The following is a 13,638-nucleotide window of genomic DNA, read 5'->3' as shown; positions in this document are numbered from 1 at the left end:
TCAGCCCACCGCCCCCTGGCGCTCGTGGCCGGTGTCGAAGAACCGGGTCAGGTACTCGTCGGGCGGCAGGTGGCTGTCCCGCATCAGCGAGTAGACCTCCGCGCCGTGGCCCGGCTCGTCGAACAGGTGGAACGCCTGGGCGAGCCCCGAGTAGGTGAAGGAGATGCCGTCGGTGTGCTCGACGGCCTCCGCCTCGGCCAGGGCGATCGCCTCGTCCAGGCTGCCCGCCCGCCAGATCGTGATGCGCTCCTCGTAGACGATGGGCTCGCCGGCGTCGTTGTGGAACACGCAGCGGACCGCGTACCACTGCCCGTCGGCATCCTCGTCCACCGGGCCAGTCTGCCACCGCGCCGCGACACCCCCGGGCGGGAGTCAGAGGTACGCCCCGCCCTCCTCGGTGATGCGGGCGACCAGCAGACCGATCCGGGCGGGGCCGGGCAGCCAGGGGTCGCTGCCGCCCACCTCGGCGCGCAGGTGCTCATCCTCGACCCGCACGCCGCCGTTCCAGGCGGCCGGCCAGGTGGTGAACCGCCGCACCTCCACCAGACCGTCGGCGGTCAGGCTCACCAGCGCCCCGGCGAGCGTCGGCACGGCCTCCTCGACCGTCGGGGACCTCGCCCCGTTGGCGAGCCAGGCGTCGGCGATCTCGGGCAGGGGCGTGTCGCCGTCGGACTCGTGCAGTACGAAGTACTCCACCTGGGTCAGGCCGGCCCGCTCCCTCATGCGTCCATTTTCTCCTGTTCGCCACCGCACCCGCATTCGCCCCCGCCGCGGGCGGGATCGCGAGGCTTCTGCATTTTGCGATGCCGGCCGGGGTGAGCCGAGGACCGTGCCGGCGGCACCGTCGAAACCACTACCACGGCGGCGAGATGGGCATGCACCACCAGTTCACGAAGGCGACCGCCAAGCCCCGTAAATCCGCTCACTGCGCAGACTCTTCCTGTCGGCGGTCTCGTCGGGCACCGTGTCTGGTGCCGGCGATTTCGGGTCGTCGGCGCACCTGGTCCCCACCGGGCCACCGCCTCGTCCGCTCGACCCTGAGAGGTCCGGCATGAGTTCCGCGGGGCCCGGTGGTCCCAGGACACGTATGACTGGCGACAGGGCTGAGCGCCGTCGAGCGCCGATCAGTGAGCGACTGGCTTCCGTGTCCTGAGACCACTGGGTGCCCACCTGCTGCTGCAACAGCAAGGAGGACACCATGAGTGTCGAACACGACCCCTCGATGCGTCGACCAACCGCGGGCATCGACTGGGCCAGCACTGAACACGCCCTCGCGATCGTTGGCCCCGACGGTGTCGAGGTTCAACGGATGATCGTCGAACACACCGCTACGGGGCTGCGGAAGCTGCTGCGCTGCCTGCAGCAGACCGGGGTACTCGAGGTCGGTATCGAACGTCCCGACGGGCCCGTCGTCGAGGCCCTCCTCGAGGCAGGACTCACGGTCTTCGTGATCGCCCCGAACCAGATCAAGCACCTGCGCCGCCGCTACGGGGCAGCCGGCAACAAGGACGACCGCTTCGACGCCTACGTCCTGGCCGACACCGTCCGCACCGATCACCACCGCCTGCGTCCCCTCACCCCCGACTCTCCCGCGACACTCACGTTGCGGATGACCGTCCGCGCCCGCAAGGACCTCATCGCCGCCCGGGTCGCGATGGCCAATCAACTCCGAGCCCACCTCGAACACGTTCTCCCCGGCGTGATCGGGCTGTTCCGCGACATCGACTCCGCCATCACCCTGAGCTTCCTCACTCGGTTCCCGACTCAGGACAAGGTCGACTGGCTGTCGCCACGCAGACTGCAGAACTGGCTGCACGCCGTCTCCTACCCCAACCCGGCACGAGCCGGGCTGCTGCACGCCCATCTGCTCGCGGCTACCCGCGGAACCACCGGTCCTGAAGCCACCGCCCGGGCGCACGTCACCGCCGCGTTGGTGGCTGGGCTTACTACCCTGCGCGAGCAGATCAACGCGCTGGAGGAACAGATCGAGGTCCAGTTGCTCCAGCATCCCGACGCGGAGGTGTTCACGTCCCTGCCCCGGGCGGGAATCGTGCGAGCGGCCCGCCTTCTGGCTGAGATCGGTGACGCCCGCGGCCGCTTCCCGACACCGGAGGCACTCACCTGCCTGGCCGGCGCCGCACCCTCGACCAGGCAGTCCGGGAAAGTGAAAGTCGTCGGCTTCCGCTGGGCCGTCGACAAACAACTCCGTGCAGCGGTCATCGACTTCGCCGGCGACTCCCACCACGCCAACCCCTGGGCCGCCGACCTCTACCAACGAGCCCGAGCGCGGGGCCACGACCACCCCCACGCGACACGAATCCTCGCCCGCGCCTGGCTGCACGTGATCTGGCGCTGCTGGCAAGACTGCGTCCCCTACGACCCCATCCGCCACCGAGCTCTGCAGGCCGTCCTGGCGACCACCGCTTGACACAGGGCTACTCATGCCGGCGAGCGGGCACGTCACTCTCCCGCCCGCCGAGAAAACCCGTTGCGAGTCGCCGGCATCAGATGTCTGGTTGATCGGCCAATCATGGGAGGGAACATGACGCGCATGTCGCTGCCCACCCCCACGCTGCACACCACTCGCCTTAGACTGCGTCCCTTCGACGACGCGGATGCGAACGACCTCTTCGCGCTGCACAGCAGCGCCTACGTGTTGCGCTACTGGGACGCGCCGCCGTGGAGCGAACGGGTGCGCTCCGAGCGGTTCATCACGGCTTGCCGGCAGATGGCAGAGGGGGGCACCGGAGCGCGGCTGGCCGTGGATCGTGTCTCCGACGGGGTGTTCATCGGCTGGTGCAGCCTGAACCGGTGGAATCCGGACTACCGCAGTGCATCGCTGGGCTACTGCTTCGACGATGCAGCGTGGGGCCACGGCTACGCGACGGAGGCCGCCCGCGTTTTGCTGCGGTGGGCATTCGACACGCTGGACCTGAACCGCGTCCAGGCTGAGACCGATACACGCAACGTGGCATCTGCCCGCGTGCTGGAGAAGCTCGGGTTCGTGCGTGAAGGGACGTTGCGGGAAGACTGCGTCGTGAACGGCGAGGTCTCTGACTCGTGGGTCTACGGGCTGATCAGGCGGGAGTGGCGGCCGTCGTCCGAGCCGGCTCCCGCCCGCTGAGTCCTCGCTCGCTCGCGAGACGTCGCCCGGCATCCGGGTGCTTCGCTTCGCCGCGTCGAGGGGCCGGCACCGGGCGCTCTCTGCTGGCGCAGGCAGGTCGGTTACGTGTCGGCCATCGGTGCCAGGGCGAACAAGGGCGGCACCGGATCGGCTGCCTGGATCGCGGCAACGACCCGTGTCAGTTGCTGGTAGTCGCCCCCGGCCGCCCTCACGAGGGTGTAGGCATCGGCGTGGTTGCCGAGGTAACGCTCGGCGATGGCCCGCAGGAGAAACGCGACGCTGCACAGGTCCGGCGGGTCAACACCCGGCCGAATGTCGAGAAGCAGCGACCGCGCATGCTCCGGCCGCTGGTTGAGCAGGTGAGCCAGGCTCATAGCGACACGCGCGGACAACATGTGCGGCTGCACGTGGAAGGCGAGCTGGGCCAGTTCCGAGATCTCCAACACCTCTTGGTGTTCGACCGGCGATCCGTTCACCACTGCGGCGTACAGGTACCACAACCCGAACTGGACGGTAAGCACCTGCCCGATTGCGGCGGCGGCCATGGGATCGGTGCTGTCGGCGCGAGCCAGCGCCGCGAGCCGCTCGGCGTCGGCGATGAAGTCCGCCGACGACTGCGCGTGTCCCGTGCCCCAGCGCCGTTGGAAGGCAACGAGCGCGAGTCGCGGGTCGTTGCCGTCGCGAACCGGATCTCCGAGACGATCGTCGTCAACCTCCCCTCGGGCAATCGTCCGCAACGTCCTGCTTACCTCCTCCTGGTAGTAGCCCGCCCGTAGCGCGGCGCGGGTGGCTGTTGGCGCCAAGAGCCAGCGAAGCAGGTTGCGGCCGTCACTGCGGGGCGATATCCCGGGAATGAGATTGACCACCCCGAGCAGCGCCGCAAAAAGCGCTGCGCCGAGCAGTGCGAGGCGTGTCAACGCCGTACTCGTCAACGCCGTTGCGGTAACGAGCACCGTCGCAGTGCACAGGTTCGCCATCGGGCCACCGAGGTAGAACAGCACCATCCGCAGCGGCAACGCGGTCGCCGACGGCGCCGGCCGGACCCACACTTCGCTCCGCCACCCGGTAAAGGGTGCGATACGGACCGCGATGACCGGCAGACGCAGCAGCTTCGCCACGACGAGGTGCCCGCACTCGTGCAGGACGACATGCACCCACAACGACACGCAGGTGAAGCCAACGGCGGCGATCGCACCCGTCACGGACTCGGTGACGAGTAGCGCGAACGCCACCGCCTCGAACACCAAGAGGATGGACGCGGCGACCAGCCGTCGGCGAGGGGAGATCACCGGGAGATGGTACGGCCGGACAACTCGTGGCCCAGGTCCTTACCGTACGCGCGTCGCAGACCGCGACGCCGATCCACGTTCGCGATGCCCGCCCGGCTTCACCATCCTCTTCTGCCGCCGATCGCTTGTGCGGATCCATCCCGATGATCAACGAGCCCATACCGGCCTCCTCGCTTCGACCGGACAGCTGTCAGCGAGGAGGGCAGCGCTTCTTTGAGCTGTGTCAAGGCGCTTACCTACCTCGCAATGCTTCAAGTCCCTGACACGATCTACTGATCGTCGCGGGCGCCGGCATGGCAGAGCCGCCGCTGCGCCTGACCGCCGGGCCGACGCGATCGACGGCATCCGGGCCGCGCTCGAATCCCGGCCGGCCGAGTTGGAGAAGTCAGCCCAGCGCGGCCGCCTTGCGCAGCAGCACCGAGCGTTCGCGCTGGTTGGCGCACAGCCGGGCCGCCAGCTCCAGCTCGGCGCGCGCCTCCGGTCGCCGGCCGAGGCGGGCCAGCAGCTCTCCGCGTACGGTCGGAACCAAATGCGAACCGGGGAGCCGGTCCAAGGCGATCAGTTCGTCCACGATGGTCAGGGCTTGCGCCGGACCCGAGGCCATGGCCACGGCGACGGCCCGATTCAGCTCGACCACCGGCGAGGGCGCGACCCGGCCGAGCGCCTCGTAGAGCACCACGATCCGGTCCCAGTCGGTCGCCTCCACCGAGGGCGCCGACGCGTGGGCGGCGGCGATCGCGGCCTGCAGGCCGTAGGGGCCGAGGCCGCGAGTCGATGCCCTGGCCAGCGCGGCCAGCCCACGGCGGATCGCCGAGAAGTCCCACCGCCGCCGGTCCTGGTCCGCCAGCAGGACCGGTGAACCGTCCGGGCCGGTCCGGGCCGGGAAGCGCGCGGCCGTCAGCTCGCACAACGCCAGCAGGCCGTGCACCTCCGGCTCGTCCGGCTGCAGCGCGGCCAGCGTGCGGGCCAGCCGGATCGCCTCGTACGCGACGTCGGGGCGCAGCAGCCGGTCGCCCGACGTGGCCGTCGACCCCTCGGTGAAGATCACGTAGAGGACGCTGAGCACGGCGCCCAGCCGCTCCCGGCGCTCGCCGGCCGCCGGCAGCTCGAACGGCACCCCAGCCGCCGCGATCGTCTTCTTGCCCCGGGTGATGCGGGCCTGCACGGTCGGCACAGGCACGAGGAACGCGCGGGCGATCTCCTCGCTGGACAGGCCGCCGACCACGCGCAGGGTCAGCGCCACCCGGGCCTCGCGGGAGAGCACCGGGTGACAGCTGACGAACATCAGCGCCAGGACGTCGTCGTCGATCCTGTCGAGGTCGATCTCGTCGTCGACCGCCGGGCCGGCCGCCAGCAGGGCGTACCGGTCCTGCAGGGCGGTCCGGCGGCGGATCGCGTCGATCGCCCGCCGCCGGGCCGTGGCCATCAGCCAGCCGGCCGGATTGGCCGGAGCGGCAAGCGGCCACGACACCAGCGCCTCAGCCACCGCCTCCTGCGCCGCATCCTCGGCCAGCCCGAAATCGCCGGTGAACCGGGTCAGCGCGGCGACGATCCGCGCCGACTCGATCCGCCAGACGGCCTCGACGTCGGCCGTACCCATCAGATCTGGCCGCTGCTCTCGCGCAAGGCCCCTTCCTTGACGAACTTCGCGTTGTCCTGCGGGACCTCGTCCTCCCCGGGCACCCGCCGGATCTCGATCTTGGACCCGGGGACCGACGGGACCCGCTTGGCCCACTCGACCGCCTCCTGTTTCGAGGCGACATCGAGCAGGAAGAAGCCCCCGAACAATTCCTTGGTCTCTCCGTACGGCCCGTCCGTGACCACCGGCGCCTCGTCGCTGAAGTGCACCACGACGCCCTGGCCCGGATCGTCCAGGCCTTCGGCCGCGACGTAAACGCCGGCCTTGGCCGTCTCCTCGATGAACAGGCGGGTCGCGGCCATCATCTCGTCGATGTTGGCGATCATGGCCGTGTTCGTCTCATCGGTGCCCCGCATGATCAGCATGTACTGCGGCATCGCGTTCTCCTCATCCGGCGGGGCCGCCTCTCGGCCTCGCACCCCCACGTCGAACGAGCGGCCCACGGATCGACACGGCCCCGGAGAAACTCTCGCCGCGACGCAGCCGATCCCTCCGACCCGCGTTTCGCCCGTCGGACCGGCCCCTGAGCGATGGCTGACGCGGACGGCCTGCTGATCCGAAAGCTTATCGTCGCAGCTTTAGAGGCGGCGACGCTCACACGGAGCTGGGGAACGCATTCGGGACGCGCTCAGTGAGCCTTTTTCCGCTAGCTGGCTGAGCGGACCGGAAGAGGAGGCATCCGTCGCAGCCGATCCAGATGATGACAGGTTGCCCCGACTAGACTGCCGGATCCAGCAGGTAGTGGCGATGCCAACGGGGGCGGCGATGAGCACCGACGATCGGATCGAACGGGCCAGAGAAGCCTATGAGCGGGCAGTTTTCGGCGGCGATACCAGCGGGCTGGTCGACGCCGAACAGGGCCTGGACGCGGTCGAGGCCGATGCGGCGTTGGCGCGTGGGCTGATTCTGCATGCGCGGTTTCAGAGCGCGCCCGCCGACGCCGGTTCGTTGCCCGCCGAGGATCCCGCTGAACTGCCGTTGTTCGAGCGCGCGCTCACGTTGTACCGGGTACTGGGGGACACGGGCGGCGAGGCCGAGGCATTGTTCTGGATCGGTTGCCTCCACCAGTTCATCCGGCGTGACGACGAGACCGCGGTTCCGTACCTCGAGCAGTCCTGCCGACTGGCAGCGCAGACCGGCGACAAGCCGACCCGGTCCGAGGCGCTGCGGCACTTAGGCATCGCGGCGCACGCGGCTGGCCGGCTGGACGAGGCGCGCGAGCGGCTGGAGGAGTCGTCCCGGCTGCGCCGGGAGGTCGGGGCTCTGCCGGGCGTGGCCTCCAACATGATCGGGCTGGCCTACATCGCCGCCGCCCAGGACCGCCGTGCGGACGCGATCGCAACACTCGACGAGGCGCATGCCGTCGCACGCGCGCATGGTGCTCACGCCATCGTGCGGCACATCGAGCAGGCTAGAACGCACATCTGACGCGCGCGGCCACGGCAGAGGTTCCGTCACCCTGTCGCGGGCGCGCTGCCGCAATGCGGCGCCGAGACGCTGAGCGTCCGTTGCTGTGGAAGGGGCTGCTAGCGCCTTCAGCGCAGCAGGTACGCGCGCGGCGTGATGGGCGGACCGACGATCGCGCTGGCCAATCCCACCCGGGCGAGGCGGCCGTGGCCACCGCCTCTGAGAGTGCCAGGTCGCTGCGGCGGTCGTGGGGGCCCGGCACCCGCCGGAGGTACCCGGCACGCTCAGGCGGTCGAAGGATCTCAGCCCGCGGCGGACGACAAAAGCAAAGGCAAGAAGATCACTCCTTGCCACTTCTAACGTATAGCGCGCAGGGGGGCTTGCGGCAAGACCCGGGTCTTGCCGCAGAATCGGCGGCCGGACCAGCACCGACGAGCGCATGGGGGGCACGACGTGGGTGTGTTGTCGACGTACGGGGGACGCGGCGACCTCGAACCGCTGATGAGATCGGCGGTGCAGTTGCGGACGCTTGACGCGGAGGTGCGGGGGTGCGCGCCGCCCGACCAGCGGCAGCGGCTGGCCGACTCGTCAGAGGGAAGCCAACCAGACATGAGGACGTGCTTGACAAGAGGTTCGACACAGCTCGAGGCGCCGGTGACTCGATCGGCCGGTGCAGTTCAAGGGAGCACGGCTGCCTCGGAGGTATCGCAATGATCGAGCAGTACGTGTTGGATCTTCAAGAGGTTGACGAGACGCAGGTCGCGATCGTTGGCGGCAAGGCCGCGCACCTGGGCGGGCTGTCGCGGATCGAAGGCATCCGCGTACCGGCTGGGTTCTGCGTGACGACGGCCGCCTTCCGGCGGATCATGGCGGAAGCGCCGTCGATCGACGATCGGCTCGATCAGCTGACGCGCCTGAACCCGGATGACCGGGGGGCGATCCGCACGCTCAGCGCGGGGATCCGCCGGACCATCGAAGGGATCGCCATCCCGGGCGATCTGGCGGCGGCGATCACCCGCGCGCTCGCCCAGCTCGGCGAGCAAGCCGCCTACGCCGTGCGATCCAGCGCCACGGCAGAGGACATGCCGACGGCCTCCTTCGCGGGCCAGCAGGACACGTACCTGAACGTCGTGGGCCGGGCGGCGATCCTCCAGCACGTCAGCCGGTGCTGGGCGTCGCTATTCACCGAGCGGGCCGTGACCTACCGCCTGCGGAACGGCATCGACCACCGTACGGTCCACATGGCCGTGGTCGTGCAGCAGATGGTCTTCTCGGATGCGGCCGGCATCCTGTTCACGGCCGACCCCGTCACGGGCAACCGGAAGGTCGCCACCGTGGACGCCAGCTTCGGCCTCGGCGAGGCCCTGGTCGCCGGCCTGGTGAACCCGGACGTCTTCAAGGTGCGCGACGGCGAGGTCGTCGCCGAGGCGGTCGCCGCCAAACAGCGTGCCGTCCACGCCCTGCCGGCTGGCGGGACGCAGGAAGTGGCGATCGACCCGCAGCGGCAGGAGCAGCCGGCGCTGACGGGTGCGCAGGTCGTGCGGCTCGTGCAGCTCGGGCGGCGGATCGAAGCGCATTTCGGCCGCCCGCAGGACATCGAATGGTGCCTGGCCGACGATGACTTCCAGATCGTGCAGAGCCGGCCAATCACCACGCTGTTCCCCATCCCCGCGGCCCGCGACCGGGAGAACCACGTCTACGTCTCCGTCGGTCATCAGCAGATGATGACCGACCCCATGAAGCCACTGGGCGTCTCCGTGTGGCAGCTGACGGCCATGGCGCCGATGCACGAGGCCGGCGGGAGGCTGTTCGTCGACGTCACCCGGCGCCTGGCCTCGCCCGCGAGCCGAGCCGGCCTCCTGGAGATGGTGGGGAGGGGCGATCCGCTGATCAGGGACGCGCTGGAGACCGTCCTCGACTGCGGCGACTTCGTCCCGACGCTCCCGGAGGCTGGTCCCGGCGGACCGCCGGCCAGCGGTGCGTCCGCCCCGATCGAGACCGATCCGGCCATCGTCACCGAGCTGATCCAACGCAGCCAGGCCTCCATCGCGGCCCTGCGGCGCGAGATCCGGACGAAGACCGGACCGGCGCTGTTCGACTTCCTGCTGGAGGCCTTCCAGGAGCACAAGCGAGTCCTCGGTGATCCATTGAGCATGCAGGCGATCATGGCGGGGATGGAGGCCACCTGGTGGCTCAACGACCAGCTGCGGGAATGGCTGGGCGAGAAGAACGCGGCCGACACCCTCACGCTGTCCGCCCCCGGCAACGTCACGTCGGAGATGGGACTGGCGCTGCTCGACGTCGCGGACGTGATCCGCCCGCACCCGGAGGTGGTGGCGTTCCTGCAGGGCGTGGAGGACGACGGCTTCCTGGACGAGCTGCCGAAGCTCGCGGGCGGGACCGAAGCGCGCGACGCCATCGAGGCCTACCTCGACCGGTACGGCATGCGCTGCGTCGGCGAGATCGACATCACGAGACCGCGTTGGCGCGAACGCCCCACCACGCTCGTGCCCGTGATCCTCGACAACGTCAGGAACTTCGAGCCGGGCGCCGCCGAGCGGCGCTTCGAGCAAGGACGGCAGGAGGCGCAGAAGAAGGCGCAGGTGGTGCTCGAACGCCTGCGGGCACTGCCGGACGGGGAGCAGAAGGCCGACGAGACGAAGCGCATGATCGACCGGGTCCGGACCTTCATCGGCTACCGGGAGTACCCGAAGTACGGCATCGTCAGCCGCTACTTCGTCTACAAGCAGGCCCTGCTGGGAGAGGCCGAGCGCCTCGTGCAGGCCAACGTGCTCGCTGAGAAGGAGGACATCTTCTACCTCACGTTCCAGGAGCTCCACGACGTCGCGCGCTCGAGCCAGGTGGATGACCAGCTCATCCAGCAGCGCGAGGACGCGTTCCGGTCGTACCACGCGCTCACGCCGCCCCGGGTGCTGACATCGGATGGCGAGGCCATCGCCGGGGCGTACCGACGCGACGACGTGCCGACCGGCGCCCTGATCGGCCTACCCGTCTCCGCCGGGACCATCGAAGGGCGCGCCCGCGTCATCCTGGACATGGCCCAGGCTGATCTCGAACCGGGTGACATCCTCGTCACGCCCCACACGGACCCGAGCTGGACGCCCCTCTTCGTCGCCATCACAGGCCTGGTGACGGAGGTCGGAGGATTGATGACACACGGCGCAGTGATCGCGCGGGAGTACGGCCTGCCGGCTGTCGTCGGTGTGGTGGATGCCACCCGGCTGATTCCCGATGGGCAGCGGATCCGCGTGCACGGAAGCGACGGGTACGTCGAGATCCTGCCTTGACTGACCACTCACCGAGATGGCCCGTCTGCCTCCCAAGCACATAGTTTCCAAGCGGCACTGACCTGCTCGGCATCCGGAGCTGCCGCCCTGCGGGCGTTCAGTGCGGAAATGCGCGGGGGATGCGTGCGTTGAGCAGTTCGTCGCGGAACGCTTGGATGCGCGTGATGACCTGTCGCCTGCCGATGGTGTTTTCGATGCGGTCGAGGTACAGGCATCGGGCGGCGAGTTTGTCGAGGTCGACGGTGAAGTAGATCGCCATCAGCGGGTTGACGAACAGGTCGCCGCCGCCGGTGCGCCGGGTGAACCGGACGTCTCCGAACGCGCCGCTGGTGGCGGCGGCGATCTGTCCTTGGACGATGCTCGGCCGGTCCGGGGTGGCGGCCCGGGCGTCGGCGACGGCATCGCGGTACAGCGCCGCCTCCCGACTGGAACCGGGGATGGACAGGGCACCGAGGTAGCCGCCGTCGCGGTCGAGTGCGGCGAGGTTCTCCAGCACCTGGACGTGGTTGACGCCGTCGTAGGCGTCGATGCCGAAGCCGAGACTGGTCACCAGCTTGACCGGCACGTCCAGCGCGGCCACGGCGGCCAGGCTGGTGATGTCCTCCACCGGGGTACCGAGATCGCTTTCGTCGCCGCGCAGCAGGACATCGGTGCCGCCATCGACCAGCACCACCGCATCGATGTGGAGTTGCTCGACCAGGTACCGGTACGCCGCCCGTAACGGCTGGACACCCAGCGGCGGAAAGGCGTACACGGTCGACGGCAGCTCCTGAGCCGCCAGCCACCGGGCGAGCGTCCGTTCGGGGAAGTACCAGTCCGGGCTACCAGTGTCCGGCTGCACCGCCGCGACGTGCTCCGCTACCCACGCGTCCCGGTCGATCAGTTCGAGTTCAGAGAAGGACAGGCTGGCCAGGTGCACCTGTGCGCCGCCGCGAGACAGGGCGAACGCCAAGGGCAGGCCGGCGTACACGTCGAACCCCCCGCCCGCTCCGGCGATGAGGATGCTGCGCGCCGGAGCCAGCGCGGCAAACAGCGGCGGAACGGCCAACGAGAACGCACCGGGGTCGGCCGGCAACGCGGCAGGGTTCATCACCGCTCAATGATCAGCCACGCCCGTGGTGGCCTTGGCCCATCGGCGGTCGGGCGCGGTTCGCTGCACGGTCCCTTCGGCAGACCTCAGCTGAGCTGTTCGGCCAGTCCGACGATGATGTCCTCCGGGCCGCGGACGTAGCACAGACGATAGGCGTCCTCGTACTGCGCCAGCTCGCCGACGAGCTCGGCGCCGTGGGTACGCAGGCGGGCGACGACGTACTCGATGTCGTCGACGGCGAACATGATGCGACGAATGCCCAGCGTATTCGCTGGTGCATCCTTCGGCTCGGCGCTGATCGCCTTCGGCGTGTGGAACCTCGCCAGCTCGATGCGACCGTGGCCGTCCGGGGTGCGCAGCATAGCGACGTCCTGCCGGACGTCGTCGATCCCGATGACACGCTCCACCCAACGTCCCTCGATCGGCCCTTTGCCCTCCAGCTCCATGCCAAGTTCGACGAAGAATGCAATTACCGCGTCGAGGTCGTCGACAACGATGAGGACGTTGTCCATCCGCTGGATCGCCATGCTGGCCCCTTTCTGTACGACCACGGGTGGCCGGCTCCACTGCTGAGACGAAACCGCCAGGGCGTTCTCGACAGACTGTGCACCATCTTCTGCGGGGAAACCTCGTGAAGCGGCGCTGCCCCATCACGCGCCAGTCGTACCGCTGCGGTGCACCGTCATGGTCGCGTACCGGTCTTCCCTCGGTTGACGCGCGTTCCGGCGGCCGTACCTGGCCCCGACTTCGCGGGCTGTCGCGACGCGCCAATCCGAAAGGTTGTCCACTGCATGGTGCCAGGATGTAGGTATGGCATATGACGAGGATCTCGCGAACCGGGTGCGGGCCCTGATCGGACGTGAGCCCGGGATCGGCGAGAAGCGGATGTTCGGTGGCCTGGCGCTGATGCTCAACGGCAACATGGCTGTGGTCATCCGCGGCGCAGGCGGCTTGATGGTCCGGGTCAACCCAGCGCTGTCTGAGCAGCTGCTGACCGAACACGGCGCTCAACCGGCGCAAATGCGCGGTCGAACCATGCGCGGTTGGATCACGGTCGAGCCGTCGGCATGCGCGAAGGACGCCGACCTTCGCAGCTGGGTCAAGCAGGGCGTCACCTACACCCGGTGCCTGCCGGCGAAGTGACCGCCGGCAGGACAGGCCGACTCGGGTAGGCGAGCTCGTTTCCTGTCCTGGCTCCGTCCGCCCGGCTGACCCTCCGCACGGACCCGCCGGTGCCCGGGACGGGTCTCCGGCCGGGTGGTGCCGACGAGGGCAGGCCGTCGACATCAGGGGCCGGGGTCGTAGTCCACGTCGGAGCGGAAGTAGACGACACCGCTGGCCCGGTCCAGCCAGTACCAGGCCGACGCGTAGTCCGCCCCCGCGTCGAAGCGCGCGTCCAGTGCCGGCCCCGACCACCAGTCGGCGCGGGACGGCAGCCACGGCGAAAGCCGCGCGTCGGGCGCGACGGGATCCCCGGCGTCCGGTGCCGTCAGTCGGGTCAACGTGGCCACGTCAGCGAGCCGGGCGACGCCCTCGCGGGCCAGGCGCCGGGCACCGGGGCTGAGATCGCAGAACCCGCCGTCGACCCGCTGCACCCAGTGCACCTCCAGGATCGTGCCGAGCGGTGCCAACTCCCGGGCGACCGGCGCGACGTCGGTGTGCAGCGGCGCCGCGATCGCCGCCGCCCGCTCGGCGCAGCTCGCCCCCGAGAACGACGGGGCGAGTCCGACCGCGCAGAGCCCGACCAGGCAGACGGTCCAGAGCACGACCGGCCACCCGCC

At 69.6% G+C, this 13,638-nt stretch carries 13 protein-coding genes; 5 read left to right on the top strand and 8 right to left on the bottom strand.

Going from position 1 to position 13,638, the window contains the following annotated elements; genetic code table 11:
* Both GA0074696_RS15100 and GA0074696_RS15095 read right to left on the bottom strand, forming a co-directional pair.
* A complete protein-coding gene (locus GA0074696_RS15100) occupies positions 1-330 on the bottom strand; it encodes a hypothetical protein (RefSeq protein WP_088961694.1) in 330 nt (109 codons plus the stop codon).
* A 42-nt stretch (positions 331-372) separates the two neighbouring features.
* Positions 373-723, bottom strand: coding sequence for a hypothetical protein (locus tag GA0074696_RS15095; RefSeq protein ID WP_088961693.1), 351 nt, complete (start codon positions 721-723; stop codon positions 373-375).
* Between the two features lie 475 nt (positions 724-1,198).
* On the opposite strand from GA0074696_RS15095, the gene GA0074696_RS15090 reads away from it, so the two are divergent.
* Entirely contained in the window at positions 1,199-2,428 is a 1,230-nt protein-coding gene (locus GA0074696_RS15090; protein ID WP_088961692.1) for an IS110 family RNA-guided transposase, read from the top strand.
* 114 nt (positions 2,429-2,542) lie between these two features.
* Positions 2,543-3,124: a GNAT family N-acetyltransferase gene (locus GA0074696_RS15085; protein ID WP_231925387.1), complete on the top strand. Its 582-nt coding sequence runs from the start codon at positions 2,543-2,545 to the stop codon at positions 3,122-3,124.
* A 101-nt stretch (positions 3,125-3,225) separates the two neighbouring features.
* On the opposite strand, the gene GA0074696_RS15080 is transcribed toward GA0074696_RS15085, so the two are convergent.
* From GA0074696_RS15080 to GA0074696_RS15070, 3 genes are all read right to left on the bottom strand, one after another.
* A complete protein-coding gene (locus GA0074696_RS15080) occupies positions 3,226-4,413 on the bottom strand; it encodes a zinc metalloprotease (RefSeq protein ID WP_231925386.1) in 1,188 nt (395 codons plus the stop codon).
* Positions 4,414-4,798: 385 nt separating this feature from the next.
* Positions 4,799-6,013, bottom strand: a complete 1,215-nt coding sequence (locus GA0074696_RS15075; protein ID WP_088961691.1) for an RNA polymerase sigma factor — start codon at positions 6,011-6,013, stop codon at positions 4,799-4,801.
* Positions 6,013-6,495 (bottom strand): YciI family protein, encoded by a 483-nt coding sequence (locus tag GA0074696_RS15070; RefSeq protein ID WP_231925385.1) that lies wholly within the window; start codon positions 6,493-6,495, stop codon positions 6,013-6,015. The genes GA0074696_RS15075 and GA0074696_RS15070 overlap by 1 nt, the downstream gene beginning before the upstream one ends.
* Before the next feature lie 322 nt (positions 6,496-6,817).
* Here GA0074696_RS15070 and GA0074696_RS15065 point away from each other — a divergent pair, with 322 nt between their 5' ends.
* Positions 6,818-7,480 (top strand): tetratricopeptide repeat protein, encoded by a 663-nt coding sequence (locus GA0074696_RS15065; RefSeq protein ID WP_088964580.1) that lies wholly within the window; start codon positions 6,818-6,820, stop codon positions 7,478-7,480.
* 689 nt (positions 7,481-8,169) lie between these two features.
* Entirely contained in the window at positions 8,170-10,767 is a 2,598-nt protein-coding gene (gene rph / locus GA0074696_RS15055) for a rifamycin-inactivating phosphotransferase (protein ID WP_088961688.1), read from the top strand.
* Between the two features lie 97 nt (positions 10,768-10,864).
* Here the strand turns inward: rph and GA0074696_RS15050 are convergent, their stop codons facing one another.
* Positions 10,865-11,842 carry a DUF1152 domain-containing protein gene (locus GA0074696_RS15050; protein WP_231925384.1) on the bottom strand — a complete coding sequence of 326 codons (978 nt, stop codon included), beginning with the start codon at positions 11,840-11,842 and terminating at the stop codon, positions 10,865-10,867.
* Between the two features lie 101 nt (positions 11,843-11,943).
* Positions 11,944-12,384 carry a VOC family protein gene (locus GA0074696_RS15045; protein WP_088964579.1) on the bottom strand — a complete coding sequence of 147 codons (441 nt, stop codon included), beginning with the start codon at positions 12,382-12,384 and terminating at the stop codon, positions 11,944-11,946.
* 283 nt (positions 12,385-12,667) lie between these two features.
* Between GA0074696_RS15045 and GA0074696_RS15040 the strand changes: the two genes are divergently transcribed.
* Positions 12,668-13,000 (top strand): TfoX/Sxy family protein, encoded by a 333-nt coding sequence (locus GA0074696_RS15040; protein WP_088961686.1) that lies wholly within the window; start codon positions 12,668-12,670, stop codon positions 12,998-13,000.
* A 143-nt stretch (positions 13,001-13,143) separates the two neighbouring features.
* Here GA0074696_RS15040 and GA0074696_RS15035 read toward each other — a convergent pair whose 3' ends face one another.
* Positions 13,144-13,623 (bottom strand): hypothetical protein, encoded by a 480-nt coding sequence (locus GA0074696_RS15035; protein WP_157745944.1) that lies wholly within the window; start codon positions 13,621-13,623, stop codon positions 13,144-13,146.
* Positions 13,624-13,638: the final 15 nt, after the last annotated feature.

The organism is Micromonospora purpureochromogenes, assembly GCF_900091515.1.
Taxonomy (GTDB): domain Bacteria; phylum Actinomycetota; class Actinomycetes; order Mycobacteriales; family Micromonosporaceae; genus Micromonospora; species Micromonospora purpureochromogenes.
Note: the sequence above shows the minus strand (reverse complement) of the source record. Positions and strands in the feature narration are given on the sequence as shown.